Here is a 16,058-nt window from a genome sequence, read left to right as displayed (position 1 = left end):
TTAAAAATCCTAGCCTTGCCAATGCTCCTCCCTGTGATTGCGATACGCGGCCTCTCCTGCAGGCCCTTTTCCTATGCAAGCCAACAGCCCATGGCTATCATGCCTGCCTTATTCCAAGTCGAGACTGGCATGCTGAAGTTGTTGAATCTCCTCAAGGACGGTCGGTTCCATTCCGGAGAAGCTCTGGGGGCAGCCCTAGGGGTGAGTCGCAGCGCAGTTTGGAAGCAGCTGCAGCATCTGGAAAGTGAGCTGAACCTCACCATTCACAAAGTTCGTGGGCGCGGTTACCAGTTGGCCGCGCCACTGGCGTTGCTTGAGGCGCAGGCAATCGCCGGATTCGCCGTGGGCGAACAGTGGCCGGTCTTCATCCACGAAACCATCGATTCGACCAATGCCGAAGGCTTGCGCCTTGCCAGTGAAGGGCAGGCGGCTCCATTCCTGGTTCTGGCTGAGCGCCAGAGCGCCGGACGCGGTCGGCGCGGCCGGCAGTGGGTCAGCCCATTTGCTGAAAATCTCTATTACAGCCTGGTGCTGCGCGTTGATGGAGGCATGCGTCAGCTCGAGGGGTTGAGCTTGGTAGTGGGGTTGGCGGTAATGCGCACCTTACAGGCGTTCGGTGTAAAGGATGTCGGGCTCAAATGGCCTAACGATGTGTTGGTGCGTGGGCAGAAGATCACCGGGATCCTCCTGGAGTTGGTGGGCGATCCTGCAGATGTCTGTCATGTGGTGCTAGGCATTGGTATCAATGTAAACATGCAGGTAAACGAACAGGTCGATCAGCAGTGGACTTCTATGCGGCGTGAGGTTGGTGCAGCCATAGATCGCAATCACTTGGTCGCGCTGCTCAGTCAGCAGCTACAGCACGAATTGGCGCGCCATCGCCGCTACGGCTTTGCCGCATTCCAGGAGGAGTGGGAGCAGGCGCACTTGTGGCAGGGGCGCAATGTATCGCTGGTTGCTGGTAGTACACGTATTGATGGCGTGGTTCTTGGCGTCGACGGGCAGGGTGGTTTGCGCCTTGAGGTGGACGGGATGGAAAAGAGCTTCAGTGGTGGTGAGCTCAGTTTGAGGTTGCGTGATGATTCTTGAGCTCGATTGCGGTAACAGCTTCATCAAGTGGCGGGTGATCCATGTCGCCGATGCTGTGATTGAAGGTGGTGGGATCGTCGATTCCGATCAGGCGCTGGTGGCGGAAGTGGCTGCGCTCGCTTCAGTGCGTCTCACGGGTTGCCGTATTGTCAGTGTGCGCAGCGAAGAAGAGACCGATGCGCTTTGCGCGTTGATTGCTCAGGCATTTGCCGTGCAGGCGAAGGTTGCCCACCCTGTCCGTGAAATGGCAGGTGTGCGCAATGGCTATGACGACTATCAGCGCCTGGGTATGGATCGTTGGCTGGCGGCGTTGGGGGCATTTCACCTGGCCAAGGGTGCGTGCCTGGTGATTGACCTGGGTACCGCGGCAAAAGCGGACTTCGTTTCTGCAGATGGCGAGCATCTTGGGGGCTACATCTGCCCGGGTATGCCATTGATGCGTAGCCAGCTGCGCACTCACACCCGTCGTATCCGCTATGACGACGCCTCCGCGGAGCGCGCATTGAGCAGCTTGTCACCAGGTCGCTCGACTGTCGAAGCGGTAGAGCGCGGTTGCGTATTGATGCTCCAGGGCTTTGCCTACACCCAGCTTGAGCAGGCTCGTGTGCTATGGGGTGAGGAGTTCACCGTGTTCCTCACTGGCGGTGATGCGCCACTGGTGAGGGCGGCCCTACCACAGGCGCGTGTCGTGCCTGACCTGGTTTTCGTTGGCCTGGCAATGGCCTGCCCATTGGATTGAGGTGCCTATGCGCTGGTTGTTTCTGCTGTTACTGGTGCTCAACGTCTTTTATTACGTATGGCATCAGCAGGAAGCCCCGCTGAAGGTCAAGGAAGTCGCCCCGTTGTCGCTGTACAAGGGGAATCAGCAAGAAATCCGTCTGTTGCGTGAAACAGGTGTGTCGGCACCGCCTAAGCGTCGTGATGAATGCCTGGTGGTCGGTGGCGTGAAGGGGCAGGAGCAGTTGGATGCGCTGCGTCAACGCCTGCTGAGTCTGGATATTGCCACCTTGCCGGTGTCAGGACAGCTGCCGGGGGCGGATGGTCGCTGGCTCAAGGTTGCCCCCGAAAGCGAGCGTTTGCTGGACCAAACGGTGCTCTTGGCTCTTTCCAATGATTTCAAAGACTTAAAACATAAAATTATTTTCTGCCAGGGTATTGCAACTGACGAATAGCTTGATAGAATGGCGCCCGCTTCACAGGGAACACCACTCAGGTGGTAGAGCTGGAAGCGGTGTCAAAGCAGCTAAGTTTCAGATTTGATTGAAAAAATTTGAAAAAATGCTTGACACTAGGACGGCAGACAAATAGAATGCCGGCCACATCTGGAGGGATTCCCGAGCGGTCAAAGGGGACGGACTGTAAATCCGTTGCGAGAGCTTCGAAGGTTCGAATCCTTCTCCCTCCACCAGTTTTAGCGAGAGCCGCAAGCTCCGCGGGTATAGTTTAGTGGTAGAACCTCAGCCTTCCAAGCTGATGATGCGGGTTCGATTCCCGCTACCCGCTCCAAGTTTGCCGGATTTTGCACAAAGTGTTTCGCTCTTGTAGCTCAGTTGGTAGAGCACACCCTTGGTAAGGGTGAGGTCAGCGGTTCAAGTCCGCTCAAGAGCTCCATATAAACAAGGCAGATATGAAAATATCTGCCTTTGTTTTATCAGCGCAAGACTATTTCTTCTGCGGAGGATTGTATCGATGGCTAAGGAAAAGTTTGATCGTTCCCTTCCCCACGTTAACGTCGGCACTATCGGCCACGTTGACCACGGTAAGACCACTCTGACCGCAGCTCTGACTCGCGTTTGCTCCGAAGTTTTCGGTTCGGCAATCGTTGAGTTCGACAAGATCGACTCGGCTCCGGAAGAAAAAGCGCGCGGTATCACCATCAACACCGCTCACGTCGAGTACAACTCGACCATTCGTCACTATGCTCACGTTGACTGCCCAGGTCACGCTGACTACGTGAAGAACATGATCACCGGTGCTGCCCAGATGGACGGCGCGATCCTGGTTTGCTCGGCCGCCGATGGTCCGATGCCACAAACCCGTGAGCACATCCTGCTGTCCCGTCAGGTAGGCGTTCCGTACATCGTGGTCTTCCTGAACAAGGCTGACCTGGTAGACGACGCTGAGCTGCTGGAACTGGTCGAGATGGAAGTTCGCGACCTGCTGTCCACCTACGACTTCCCAGGCGACGACACTCCGATCATCATCGGTTCCGCTCGTATGGCCCTGGAAGGCAAAGACGACAACGAAATGGGCACTACCGCTGTCAAGAAGCTGGTAGAAACTCTGGATGCCTACATCCCTGAGCCAGTTCGTGCCATCGACCAGCCGTTCCTGATGCCGATCGAAGACGTATTCTCGATCTCGGGTCGTGGTACCGTTGTTACCGGTCGTATCGAGCGTGGTATCGTCCGCGTTCAGGATCCGCTGGAAATCGTTGGTCTGCGTGACACCACCACCACCACCTGCACCGGTGTTGAGATGTTCCGCAAGCTGCTGGACGAAGGTCGTGCTGGCGAGAACTGCGGCGTTCTGCTGCGTGGTACCAAGCGTGACGACGTTGAGCGTGGCCAGGTTCTGGTCAAGCCAGGTTCGGTCAAGCCGCACACCAAGTTCACCGCAGAAGTCTACGTCCTGTCGAAGGAAGAAGGCGGCCGTCACACTCCGTTCTTCAAAGGCTACCGTCCGCAGTTCTACTTCCGTACCACTGACGTGACCGGTAACTGCGAACTGCCGGAAGGCGTTGAAATGGTAATGCCAGGTGACAACATTCAGATGACTGTTACCCTGATCAAGACCATCGCAATGGAAGACGGTCTGCGCTTCGCTATCCGTGAAGGCGGTCGTACCGTCGGCGCCGGCGTCGTAGCAAAAATTATTGAATAAGTAGTTGATTTACTTGATCAGGCCGGTATAATGGCCGGCCTGATACAGCGTTACAGGTCAGTAGCTCAATTGGCAGAGCGACGGTCTCCAAAACCGTAGGTTGGGGGTTCGATTCCCTCCTGACCTGCCATTTCACCTCGGTGTGATGGCTTTCTTCTTACAGGATCCTCCTCGATGACCCCCAAAACTGAAGCCCAAGAATCGCGTTTTGATCTGTTCAAGTGGCTGGCTGTAGTGGCTTTGGTGGTTGTTGGTGTTGTGGGTAATCAATATTACTCCGGCTCTCCAATCCTGTATCGCGTTCTTGTTCTTCTCGTCCTTGCTGCTGTCGCGGGCTTTGTAGCTCTGCAGACTGCGAAGGGCAAGTCGTTCTTTGCGTTGGCGAAGGAAGCTCGTACCGAGATTCGTAAAGTCGTGTGGCCGACCCGCCAGGAAACCACCCAGACCACGCTGATTGTCGTGGCTGTCGTGCTGGTTATGGCACTGCTGCTGTGGGGGCTCGACTCCCTGCTCGGCTGGGCGGTCTCCTTGATCGTTGGCTAAAGGTGTCCCGTGGCTAAGCGTTGGTATGTTGTGCATGCTTACTCGGGTTACGAGAAGCATGTAATGCGCTCCCTCATCGAGCGCGTCAAGCTGGCTGGCATGGAAGACGGTTTCGGCGAGATCTTGGTCCCGACCGAAGAAGTCGTCGAAATGCGCAACGGCCAGAAGCGCAAGAGTGAGCGTAAATTCTTCCCTGGCTATGTACTGGTCCAGATGGAGATGAATGAAGGGACTTGGCACTTGGTCAAGGACACCCCTCGCGTGATGGGCTTTATTGGCGGTACTGCTGACAAGCCTGCGCCGATTACCGATAAAGAAGCTGAGGCCATCCTGCGTCGCGTTGCCGACGGTAGCGATAAGCCGAAGCCCAAGACGCTGTTCGAGCCAGGTGAAGTGGTTCGAGTCATTGATGGTCCGTTCGCTGACTTCAATGGTAGTGTCGAAGAAGTTAACTACGAAAAGAGTCGCCTGCAGGTTGCGGTGCTCATTTTCGGTCGCTCTACTCCGGTGGAGCTCGAGTTCAGCCAGGTCGAAAAGGTCTAGGCGGACGAAGCATCCCATACCCCGCAGCCCTGTGTGCTGCGGGGTTTTGTCGTCACTGGGATAAAACGCAAGTCATCCGGGGAGCCATCAGGCGTTCGTACCCGATTTTGGAGTAGCTCATGGCTAAGAAGATTCAGGCTTACATCAAGCTGCAAGTTAAGGCCGGCCAGGCCAACCCAAGCCCACCCGTTGGTCCAGCACTGGGTCAACATGGTGTGAACATCATGGAATTCTGCAAGGCCTTCAACGCCCGTACCCAGGGTCAAGAAGCCGGCCTGCCGACTCCAGTGATCATCACTGTCTACAGCGACCGTAGCTTCACCTTCGAGACCAAGAGCACCCCTGCCTCGGTTCTGCTGAAGAAAGCTGCTGGCCTGACCAGTGGTTCGGCTCGCCCGAACACCGTTAAAGTCGGTACCGTTACCCGTGCTCAGCTGGAAGACATCGCGAAAGCCAAACAGGCTGACCTGACTGCCGCTGACCTGGACGCTGCTGTACGCACCATCGCTGGCTCTGCCCGCAGCATGGGCCTGAACGTGGAGGGTGTGTAATGGCTAAGCTGACCAAACGCCAAAAGGCAATCGCCGAGAAAATCGAAGCAGGCAAGGCCTACAACTTCGAAGAAGCGGCAACTCTGCTGGCCTCGCTGCCTGCTGCCAAGTTCGTCGAGTCCTACGACATCGCCGTTAACCTCGGTGTTGATCCGCGTAAATCCGACCAGGTCGTACGTAGCGCTACCGTGCTGCCACACGGCACTGGCAAGACCGTTCGCGTTGCTGTCTTCACCCAGGGTCCAGCAGCTGAAGCTGCTCTGGCTGCCGGCGCTGATCGCGTAGGTATGGACGATCTGGCTGCCGAAATGAAAGGCGGCGACCTGAACTATGACGTCGTTATCGCATCGCCTGATGCCATGCGCGTTGTAGGTCAGCTGGGTCAGGTTCTGGGTCCTCGCGGCCTGATGCCTAACCCGAAAGTTGGTACCGTGACCCCAGACGTAGCCACTGCCGTGAAAAACGCCAAGGCTGGTCAGGTTCGCTACCGTACCGACAAAAACGGTATCATCCACACCTCCGTTGGCAAGATCGGCTTTGAAGCTGACAAGCTGAAGGAAAACGTTGAAGCCCTGATCGCTGACCTGAAGCGTATCAAGCCAGCTTCCTCGAAAGGTATCTACGTTAAGCGCGTTACCCTGAGCACCACCATGGGCCCAGGTCTGGTCATCGATCAGAGCTCGCTGAACGTGTAAGAACATGGCGGCGCGACCAGTCGCGCCGCCAGCAAAAATTGGGGTCCCTGCCTGGCGGGGGCTATCCAAGACCGTAGGCGGCGCAAGCCTTAAAACATCAGCCCACGCAGATGGTGCTCCCGATTCGTTACCGAATCAGACACCAAAACGACATCCGGCCTCGGCCAGATGAAACGGTAAAAACCAGGAGTAAACCCGTGGCAATTAAACTCGAAGACAAGAAGGCCATCGTCGCTGAAGTCAACGAGGCTGCCAAAGTCGCTCTGTCCGCTGTCGTGGCTGATGCCCGTGGTGTGACTGTAAGCGCAATGACCGGACTCCGTAAAGAGGCCCGCGAAGCTGGCGTATACGTACGTGTAGTGCGTAATACCCTGCTCAAGCGCGCTGTTGAAGGCACCGAATTCTCGATCCTCAACGACGCGTTCAAAGGCCCGACCCTGATTGCTTTCTCCAACGAACACCCGGGCGCTGCTGCTCGTCTGTTCAAAGAGTTCGCCAAGGGTCAGGACAAGTTCGAGATCAAGGCAGCTGCGTTTGACGGCAATTTCATTGCAGCGAACCAGATCGACGTGTTGGCTACCCTGCCGACCCGCGACGAAGCTATTGCACGACTGATGAGCGTTATTCAAGGCGCCACCAGCAAGCTGGCTCGTACTCTGGCAGCCATTCGCGACCAGAAAGAAGCTACCGCCGCCTAAGGCGCGCGAATTCTTTCAAAATCATACGTTTAATTTGATGGCTGCGTAGGCTGTCACCCCAATACAGGATTTAAGTCATGTCTCTGACTAACGAACAAATCATCGAAGCAATCGGCCAGAAAACCGTTCTGGAAGTTGTTGAGCTGATCAAAGCAATGGAAGAAACCTTCGGCGTTACCGCTGCTGTTGCCGCTGCTGGCCCAGCTGCTGCTGCTGCCGTTGTTGAAGAGCAGACCGAGTTCAACGTTGTTCTGGTTGAAGCCGGCGACAAGAAAGTGAACGTGATCAAGGCCGTTCGCGAACTGACCGGTCTGGGCCTGAAAGAAGCCAAAGAGAAAGTCGATGGCGCTCCTCAGGTTGTAGCTGAAGGCGTTTCGAAAGAAGCCGCTGAAGACGCTAAGAAGAAGCTGGAAGAAGCAGGCGCTAAAGTCGAGCTGAAGTAATCTCGACCTTGCGATGCCAGCCTGAGCGTTGAGCGAAAGGCTGATGGCTGGTGGCTTATGCCACCGGCCTTTTTCCGTTATTGGTGGCCGGTCAGGCCGGTCCCGATAACGAGCTGCAAGACACCCATGTGGGTGGCGCAAACCAAGGGGTTTGCACGATTTTCTGGCTGCTCCCGCCGGGAGAAGCCAAACAAGCAGGTGACCAAGCTGGGGAACGCTGATGGCTTACTCATACACTGAGAAAAAACGTATCCGCAAGGACTTTAGCAAGTTGCCGGACGTCATGGATGTGCCTTACCTCCTGGCCATCCAGCTGGATTCGTATCGCGAATTCCTGCAAGCGGGAGCATCCAAGGATCACTTCCGCGACGTCGGCCTGCACGCGGCCTTCAAATCGGTATTCCCGATCATCAGCTACTCCGGCAATGCTGCCCTGGAGTACGTAGGCTATCGCCTGGGCGAACCCGCCTTCGATGTGAAGGAATGTGTCCTGCGTGGCGTGACCTTCGCGGTCCCACTGCGGGTCAAGGTGCGCCTGATCATCTTCGACAAGGAATCGTCGAACAAAGCGATCAAGGACATCAAAGAGCAAGAAGTCTACATGGGTGAAATCCCCCTGATGACTGAGAACGGTACCTTCGTTATCAACGGTACCGAGCGTGTGATCGTTTCCCAGCTGCACCGTTCGCCTGGTGTGTTCTTCGACCACGACCGTGGCAAGACCCACAGCTCGGGCAAGCTGCTGTACTCCGCTCGCATCATCCCTTACCGCGGTTCCTGGCTGGACTTCGAGTTCGACCCGAAGGACTGCGTGTTCGTGCGTATCGACCGTCGCCGCAAACTGCCGGCCTCGGTGCTGCTGCGCGCCCTGGGTTACAGCACTGAAGAAGTGCTGAACACCTTCTACACCACCAACGTGTTCCACATTTCCGGCGAAAAACTCAGCCTGGAACTGGTACCGCAGCGTCTGCGTGGTGAAGTTGCAGTCATGGACATCCATGACGAAACCGGCAAAGTCATCGTCGAGCAAGGCCGCCGTATTACCGCGCGCCACATCAACCAGCTCGAGAAGGCCGGCGTCAAGCAACTGGACGTTCCAATGGAATACGTCCTGGGCCGCACTACCGCCAAGGCTATCGTGCATCCGGCTACCGGCGAAATTCTCGCCGAATGCAACACCGAGATGACTACCGAGCTGCTGATCAAGGTCGCCAAGGCGCAGGTTGTCCGTATCGAGACCCTGTACACCAACGACATCGATTGCGGTCCGTTCATCTCTGACACTCTGAAGATCGATACCACCAGCAACCAACTGGAAGCGCTGGTCGAGATCTACCGCATGATGCGTCCAGGCGAGCCGCCAACCAAGGACGCAGCCGAGACCCTGTTCAACAACCTGTTCTTCAGTGCCGAGCGTTACGATCTGTCCGCCGTAGGCCGCATGAAGTTCAACCGTCGTATCGGTCGTACCGAGATCGAGGGTTCGGGCGTGCTGAGCAAGGAAGACATCGTCGAGGTTCTGAAGACCCTGGTCGATATCCGTAACGGCAAAGGCATCGTCGACGACATCGACCACCTGGGTAACCGTCGCGTACGTTGCGTCGGCGAGATGGCCGAGAACCAGTTCCGCGTTGGCCTGGTGCGTGTCGAGCGCGCGGTCAAGGAACGCCTGTCGATGGCGGAAAGCGAAGGCCTGATGCCGCAAGACCTGATCAACGCCAAGCCGGTAGCGGCAGCGGTGAAAGAGTTCTTCGGTTCCAGCCAGCTGTCCCAGTTCATGGACCAGAACAACCCTCTCTCGGAGATTACCCACAAGCGCCGCGTCTCCGCACTCGGCCCTGGCGGTTTGACCCGTGAGCGTGCCGGCTTCGAAGTCCGTGACGTACACCCGACCCACTATGGCCGTGTGTGCCCGATCGAGACCCCTGAAGGTCCGAACATCGGTCTGATCAACTCCCTGGCGGCCTATGCCCGCACCAACCAGTACGGCTTCCTGGAAAGCCCGTACCGCGTGGTGAAGGAAGGCGTTGTCAGCGACGACATCGTGTTCCTGTCGGCAATCGAAGAGGCAGATCACGTTATCGCACAGGCTTCGGCCGCGATGAACGACAAGAAGCAACTGATCGATGAGCTGGTAGCAGTTCGTCACCTGAACGAATTCACCGTCAAGGCGCCGGAAGACGTCACCCTGATGGATGTTTCGCCGAAGCAGGTTGTTTCCGTTGCAGCGTCGCTGATTCCGTTCCTCGAGCACGACGACGCCAACCGTGCGTTGATGGGTTCGAACATGCAGCGTCAGGCTGTACCAACCCTGCGTGCCGACAAGCCGCTGGTAGGTACTGGCATGGAGCGCAACGTTGCCCGTGACTCCGGTGTCTGCGTGGTTGCTCGCCGCGGTGGTGTGATCGACTCGGTCGACGCCAGCCGTATCGTTGTTCGCGTTGCCGACGACGAAGTGGAAACCGGCGAAGCAGGTGTGGATATCTACAACCTGACCAAGTACACCCGTTCGAACCAGAACACCTGCATCAACCAGCGTCCGCTGGTGAGCAAGGGTGACAAGGTTCAGCGTGGTGACATCATGGCCGACGGCCCGTCCACCGACATGGGTGAGCTGGCTCTGGGTCAGAACATGCGCATCGCGTTCATGGCGTGGAACGGCTTCAACTTCGAAGACTCCATCTGCCTGTCCGAACGTGTTGTTCAGGAAGATCGCTTCACCACCATCCACATTCAGGAACTGACCTGTGTGGCGCGTGACACCAAGCTTGGCCCAGAGGAAATCACTGCGGACATCCCGAACGTGGGTGAAGCCGCACTGAACAAGCTGGACGAAGCCGGTATCGTATACGTAGGTGCTGAAGTTGGCGCTGGCGACATCCTGGTCGGCAAGGTCACGCCAAAAGGCGAAACCCAGCTGACTCCGGAAGAAAAACTGCTGCGCGCAATCTTCGGTGAGAAGGCCAGCGACGTTAAGGACACCTCCCTGCGTGTGCCAACCGGCACCAAGGGTACTGTCATCGACGTACAGGTCTTCACCCGTGATGGCGTGGAGCGCGATAGCCGCGCGCTGGCCATCGAGAAGATGCAGCTCGACGAGATCCGCAAGGACCTCAACGAAGAGTTCCGCATTGTCGAAGGTGCAACCTTCGAGCGTCTGCGTTCTGCTCTGAACGGCCAAGTGGTTGATGGTGGTGCAGGTCTGAAGAAAGGCACCGTGATCACTGACGAGGTGCTGGACGGTCTGGAGCATGGCCAGTGGTTCAAACTGCGCATGGCTGAAGATGCACTGAACGAGCAGCTGGAAAAGGCTCAGCAGTACATCGTCGACCGTCGCCGTCTGCTGGACGACAAGTTCGAAGACAAGAAGCGCAAGCTGCAGCAGGGCGATGACCTGGCACCGGGCGTACTGAAGATCGTCAAGGTTTACCTGGCAATCCGCCGCCGCATCCAGCCGGGTGACAAGATGGCCGGTCGTCACGGTAACAAGGGTGTCGTCTCGGTCATCATGCCGGTTGAAGACATGCCGCACGATGCCAACGGTACTCCGGTTGACGTCGTACTGAACCCGCTGGGTGTACCTTCGCGTATGAACGTTGGTCAGATCCTTGAAACCCACCTGGGCCTCGCGGCCAAGGGTCTGGGCGAGAAGATCGACCGCATGCTCGAAGAGCAGCGTAAAGCCGCTGAGCTGCGCGTGTTCCTGACCGAGGTCTACAACGAGATCGGCGGTCGTCAGGAAAATCTCGACGAATTCACCGACGAAGAGATCCTGGCCCTGGCTAACAACCTGAAGAAAGGCGTGCCGATGGCTACCCCGGTCTTCGATGGTGCCAAGGAGCGCGAGATCAAGGCCATGCTGAAACTGGCCGACCTGCCAGAGAGCGGCCAGATGGTGCTGTTCGACGGCCGTACCGGCAACAAGTTCGAGCGTCCTGTGACCGTTGGTTACATGTACATGCTCAAGCTGAACCACTTGGTGGACGACAAGATGCACGCGCGTTCCACTGGTTCCTACAGCCTGGTTACCCAGCAGCCGCTGGGTGGTAAGGCGCAGTTCGGTGGTCAGCGTTTCGGGGAGATGGAAGTGTGGGCGCTGGAAGCATACGGCGCGGCATACACCCTGCAAGAAATGCTCACAGTGAAGTCGGACGACGTGAACGGCCGTACCAAGATGTACAAGAACATCGTGGATGGCGATCACCGTATGGAGCCGGGCATGCCCGAGTCCTTCAACGTGTTGATCAAAGAGATCCGTTCGCTCGGTATCGATATCGATCTGGAAACCGAATAACACGTGACGCGAAGGGGAGTGGGGCAGGTAATGCCCGCTCCCTGCTCCGCCAGGAGGAAAGGCCTTGAAAGACCTACTGAATTTGCTGAAAAACCAGGGTCAAGTCGAAGAGTTCGACGCCATCCGCATCGGTCTGGCGTCGCCTGAAATGATCCGTTCGTGGTCGTTCGGTGAAGTTAAGAAGCCGGAAACCATCAACTACCGTACGTTCAAGCCTGAGCGTGACGGCCTGTTCTGCGCCAAGATCTTTGGCCCAGTCAAGGACTACGAGTGCCTGTGCGGCAAGTACAAGCGCCTCAAGCACCGCGGCGTAATCTGCGAGAAGTGCGGCGTTGAAGTTGCCCTGGCGAAGGTTCGTCGTGAGCGCATGGCGCACATCGAGCTGGCCTCGCCGGTTGCCCACATCTGGTTCCTGAAGTCGCTGCCGTCCCGTATCGGCCTGCTGATGGACATGACCCTGCGTGATATCGAGCGCGTGCTCTACTTCGAGAGCTATGTCGTTATCGACCCGGGCATGACTACCCTGGAAAAGGGCCAGCTGCTGAACGACGAGCAGTACTTCGAAGCGCTGGAAGAGTTCGGTGACGACTTCGATGCCCGTATGGGTGCCGAGGCTGTCCGCGAGCTGCTGCACGCTATCGACCTGGAGCACGAGATCGGCCGCCTGCGCGAAGAAATTCCGCAGACCAACTCGGAAACCAAGATCAAGAAGCTTTCCAAGCGTCTGAAGCTGATGGAAGCTTTCCAGGGCTCGGGCAACCTGCCTGAGTGGATGGTCCTGACCGTCCTGCCAGTGCTGCCGCCGGACCTGCGTCCGCTGGTTCCGCTGGATGGTGGCCGTTTCGCGACTTCCGACCTGAACGACCTGTATCGCCGGGTGATCAACCGTAACAACCGTCTGAAGCGCCTGCTGGATCTGTCGGCGCCGGACATCATCGTGCGCAACGAAAAGCGCATGCTGCAGGAAGCGGTTGACGCTCTGCTGGACAACGGCCGTCGTGGTCGCGCCATCACTGGCTCGAACAAGCGTCCGCTGAAGTCCCTGGCCGACATGATCAAAGGTAAGCAAGGTCGCTTCCGTCAGAACTTGCTCGGTAAGCGTGTTGACTACTCCGGCCGTTCGGTAATTACCGTAGGTCCGACCCTGCGTCTGCACCAGTGCGGTCTGCCGAAGAAGATGGCCCTCGAGCTGTTCAAGCCGTTCATTTTCGGCAAGCTGGAAATGCGTGGTCTGGCGACCACCATCAAGGCTGCCAAGAAGATGGTCGAGCGCGAGCTGCCAGAGGTGTGGGACGTTCTCGCTGAAGTGATTCGCGAACACCCCGTACTGCTCAACCGTGCACCGACCCTTCACCGTCTGGGTATCCAGGCGTTTGAACCCGTACTGATCGAAGGTAAGGCTATCCAGCTGCACCCGCTGGTCTGTGCTGCGTACAACGCCGACTTCGACGGTGACCAGATGGCCGTTCACGTGCCGCTGACCCTGGAAGCCCAGCTCGAAGCGCGTGCGCTGATGATGTCGACCAACAACATCCTGTCGCCAGCCAACGGTGAGCCAATCATCGTTCCGTCGCAGGACGTTGTACTGGGTCTGTACTACATGACCCGGGAAGCCATCAATGCCAAGGGCGAAGGTCGCGTGTTCGCCGACCTGCAGGAAGTCGACCGCGTATTCCGCGCCGGCGAAGCCGCCCTGCACGCGAAAATCAAGGTTCGTATCAACGAAACCGTGAAAGAGCGTGATGGCTCGGTGGTCAAGAACACCCGCATCGTCGACACCACCGTCGGCCGTGCGCTGCTGTTCCAGGTTGTGCCGGCAGGTCTGCCGTATGACGTGGTCAACCAGCCGATGAAGAAAAAGGCGATCTCCAAGCTGATCAACCAGTGCTACCGCGTGGTTGGTCTGAAAGAGACCGTTATCTTCGCCGACCAACTGATGTACACCGGTTTCGCATACTCGACCATTTCCGGCGTTTCCATCGGTGTTAACGACTTCGTTATCCCGGACGAGAAAGCCCGCATCATCGGTAACGCTACCGACGAAGTGAAGGAAATCGAGAGCCAGTACGCCTCCGGCCTGGTAACCCAGGGCGAGAAGTACAACAAGGTCATCGACTTGTGGTCGAAGGCGAACGACGAAGTGTCCAAGGCGATGATGGCCAACCTCTCGAAAGAGAAGGTCATCGACCGCGAAGGCAAGGAAGTCGAGCAAGAGTCCTTCAACTCGATGTACATGATGGCTGACTCGGGTGCGCGGGGTTCCGCAGCCCAGATCCGTCAGCTGGCCGGTATGCGTGGTCTGATGGCCAAGCCGGACGGCTCCATCATCGAGACGCCGATCACCGCGAACTTCCGTGAAGGTCTGAGCGTACTTCAGTACTTCATCTCGACTCACGGTGCTCGTAAGGGTCTGGCGGATACCGCACTGAAAACCGCTAACTCCGGTTACCTGACTCGTCGTCTGGTGGACGTTGCCCAGGATCTGGTAGTGACCGAGATCGATTGCGGCACCGATCAGGGCCTGGTGATGACGCCACACATCGAAGGCGGCGACGTTGTAGAGCCACTGGGTGAGCGTGTATTGGGTCGTGTCATCGCCCGTGACGTGTTCAAGCCAGGCACCGAGGACGTTATCGTTCCGGCCGGTACCTTGGTCGACGAGCAGTGGGTTGAGTTCATCGAGCTGAACAGCATCGACGAAGTGATCGTGCGTTCGCCGATCAACTGCGAAACCCGCTACGGCATCTGTGCCAAGTGCTACGGTCGTGACCTGGCTCGCGGTCACCAGGTGAACATCGGTGAAGCTGTCGGCGTTATCGCTGCCCAGTCGATCGGTGAACCGGGCACCCAGCTGACCATGCGTACGTTCCACATCGGTGGTGCTGCAAGCCGTACCTCGGCTGCCGACAGCGTCCAGGTTAAGAATGGCGGTATGGTGCGTCTGCACAACCTGAAGCAGGTTGAGCGTGCCGACGGTAACCTGGTTGCCGTATCGCGTTCGGGTGAGTTGGCGATTGCTGACGAGTTCGGTCGTGAGCGTGAACGCTACAAGCTGCCTTACGGTGCGGTGATTTCGGTCAAGGAAGGTGAAAAGGTCGAAGCTGGCGCCATCGTCGCCAAGTGGGACCCACACACCCACCCGATCGTTACCGAGCTGAAAGGTACCGTGACCTTCGTGGGCATGGAAGAAAACATCACCATCAAGCGTCAGACCGACGAACTGACCGGCTTGACCAACATTGAAGTACTGGACGTCAAGGATCGCCCTGCCGCAGGCAAGGAAATCCGTCCGGCAATCAAGATGGTCGATGCTGCAGGCAAGGACCTGTACCTGCCAGGTACTGACGTACCTGCCCAGTACTTCCTGCCGGCCAACGCCCTTGTCGGTGTGGCTGACGGTGCTCAGATCGGTGTTGGTGACGTTATCGCGCGTATCCCGCAAGAGACGTCGAAGACCCGTGACATCACCGGTGGTCTGCCGCGCGTTGCCGACCTGTTCGAAGCGCGTCGTCCGAAAGAAGCCTCGATTCTGGCTGAAGTCAGCGGCACCATCGCATTCGGTAAAGAGACCAAGGGCAAGCGTCGCCTGGTGATCACTCCGACCGACGGTAGCGATCCGTACGAAGAGCTGATTCCAAAGTGGCGCCACCTGAACGTCTTCGAAGGTGAACAGGTAAACCGCGGCGAAGTTATCTCCGACGGCCCGAGCGATCCGCATGACATCCTGCGTCTGCTGGGTGTGAGTGCGCTGGCGAAGTACATCGTCAACGAGATCCAGGACGTTTACCGTCTGCAAGGCGTGAAGATCAACGACAAGCACATCGAGACCATCCTGCGTCAGATGCTGCGCAAGGTTGAGATCTCCGAGTCGGGCGATTCCAGCTTCATCAAGGGCGACCAGATGGAACTGACCCAGGTGCTGGTAGAGAACGAGCGTCTCGCTAGCGAGGACAAGTTCATCTCCAAGTTCACCCGAGTGCTGCTGGGTATCACCAAGGCCTCGCTGTCCACCGAGTCGTTCATCTCCGCGGCTTCCTTCCAGGAAACAACCCGCGTACTGACCGAAGCGGCGGTAACCGGCAAGCGCGACTACCTGCGCGGCCTGAAAGAGAACGTGGTCGTGGGTCGTCTGATCCCGGCCGGTACTGGTCTGGCCTACCACAGCGAGCGCAAGCGTCGCCGTGATGCCGACAAACCGCTGCGTGTAAGCGCCAGTGAAGTGGAAGCTGCACTGACCGAAGCGCTGAATTCCAGCGGTAATTAAGTACAGGGCAAGGCCCCGGCAAGCCTCGGGCGATCATCGGCGACATGAAATGTTG

12 protein-coding genes and 4 tRNA genes are annotated in these 16,058 nt (G+C 57.6%); all 16 read left to right on the top strand.

Going from position 1 to position 16,058, the window contains the following annotated elements:
• The first annotated feature begins 129 nt into the window (after positions 1 to 129).
• Entirely contained in the window at positions 130 to 1,089 is a 960-nt protein-coding gene (gene birA / locus N5D53_RS08310; RefSeq protein ID WP_010951770.1) for a bifunctional biotin--[acetyl-CoA-carboxylase] ligase/biotin operon repressor BirA, read from the top strand.
• Complete coding sequence (locus N5D53_RS08305) at positions 1,079 to 1,828, top strand: pantothenate kinase (protein WP_010951771.1); 750 nt, start codon at positions 1,079 to 1,081, stop codon at positions 1,826 to 1,828. The genes birA and N5D53_RS08305 overlap by 11 nt, the downstream gene beginning before the upstream one ends.
• Positions 1,829 to 1,835: 7 nt before the next feature.
• Positions 1,836 to 2,261 (top strand): hypothetical protein, encoded by a 426-nt coding sequence (locus N5D53_RS08300; protein ID WP_014589472.1) that lies wholly within the window; start codon positions 1,836 to 1,838, stop codon positions 2,259 to 2,261.
• 152 nt (positions 2,262 to 2,413) lie between these two features.
• Positions 2,414 to 2,497: transfer RNA gene (locus N5D53_RS08295), tRNA-Tyr, on the top strand.
• A 24-nt stretch (positions 2,498 to 2,521) separates the two neighbouring features.
• Positions 2,522 to 2,595 (top strand) — tRNA-Gly (locus N5D53_RS08290).
• A 29-nt stretch (positions 2,596 to 2,624) separates the two neighbouring features.
• Positions 2,625 to 2,700, top strand: a tRNA-Thr gene (locus N5D53_RS08285).
• Between the two features lie 78 nt (positions 2,701 to 2,778).
• Positions 2,779 to 3,972 (top strand): elongation factor Tu, encoded by a 1,194-nt coding sequence (gene tuf / locus N5D53_RS08280; protein ID WP_232895405.1) that lies wholly within the window; start codon positions 2,779 to 2,781, stop codon positions 3,970 to 3,972.
• A 54-nt stretch (positions 3,973 to 4,026) separates the two neighbouring features.
• Positions 4,027 to 4,102 (top strand) — tRNA-Trp (locus N5D53_RS08275).
• Between the two features lie 44 nt (positions 4,103 to 4,146).
• Positions 4,147 to 4,515, top strand: coding sequence for a preprotein translocase subunit SecE (secE, locus tag N5D53_RS08270; protein ID WP_010951773.1), 369 nt, complete (start codon positions 4,147 to 4,149; stop codon positions 4,513 to 4,515).
• Positions 4,516 to 4,524: 9 nt separating this feature from the next.
• Positions 4,525 to 5,058 (top strand): transcription termination/antitermination protein NusG, encoded by a 534-nt coding sequence (gene nusG / locus N5D53_RS08265; RefSeq protein WP_003255501.1) that lies wholly within the window; start codon positions 4,525 to 4,527, stop codon positions 5,056 to 5,058.
• A gap of 119 nt (positions 5,059 to 5,177) precedes the next feature.
• Positions 5,178 to 5,609 carry a 50S ribosomal protein L11 gene (rplK, locus tag N5D53_RS08260; RefSeq protein ID WP_003255500.1) on the top strand — a complete coding sequence of 144 codons (432 nt, stop codon included), beginning with the start codon at positions 5,178 to 5,180 and terminating at the stop codon, positions 5,607 to 5,609.
• Positions 5,609 to 6,304, top strand: a complete 696-nt coding sequence (gene rplA / locus N5D53_RS08255) for a 50S ribosomal protein L1 (protein WP_003255499.1) — start codon at positions 5,609 to 5,611, stop codon at positions 6,302 to 6,304. The genes rplK and rplA overlap by 1 nt, the downstream gene beginning before the upstream one ends.
• A gap of 197 nt (positions 6,305 to 6,501) precedes the next feature.
• Entirely contained in the window at positions 6,502 to 7,002 is a 501-nt protein-coding gene (gene rplJ / locus N5D53_RS08250) for a 50S ribosomal protein L10 (RefSeq protein WP_003255497.1), read from the top strand.
• 77 nt (positions 7,003 to 7,079) lie between these two features.
• Positions 7,080 to 7,445: a 50S ribosomal protein L7/L12 gene (gene rplL, locus N5D53_RS08245; protein WP_003255496.1), complete on the top strand. Its 366-nt coding sequence runs from the start codon at positions 7,080 to 7,082 to the stop codon at positions 7,443 to 7,445.
• 220 nt (positions 7,446 to 7,665) lie between these two features.
• Positions 7,666 to 11,739, top strand: a complete 4,074-nt coding sequence (gene rpoB, locus N5D53_RS08240; RefSeq protein WP_003255495.1) for a DNA-directed RNA polymerase subunit beta — start codon at positions 7,666 to 7,668, stop codon at positions 11,737 to 11,739.
• Positions 11,740 to 11,803: 64 nt separating this feature from the next.
• Positions 11,804 to 16,003 carry a DNA-directed RNA polymerase subunit beta' gene (gene rpoC / locus N5D53_RS08235; RefSeq protein WP_014589475.1) on the top strand — a complete coding sequence of 1,400 codons (4,200 nt, stop codon included), beginning with the start codon at positions 11,804 to 11,806 and terminating at the stop codon, positions 16,001 to 16,003.
• Positions 16,004 to 16,058 lie beyond the last annotated feature (55 nt).

The sequence above is a fragment of the Pseudomonas sp. GD03862 genome (genome assembly GCF_029840855.1).
Classification (GTDB): domain Bacteria; phylum Pseudomonadota; class Gammaproteobacteria; order Pseudomonadales; family Pseudomonadaceae; genus Aquipseudomonas; species Aquipseudomonas alloputida.
The sequence above is the reverse complement of the archived record's forward strand: the minus strand, read 5'-3'. Positions and strand labels throughout refer to the sequence as shown.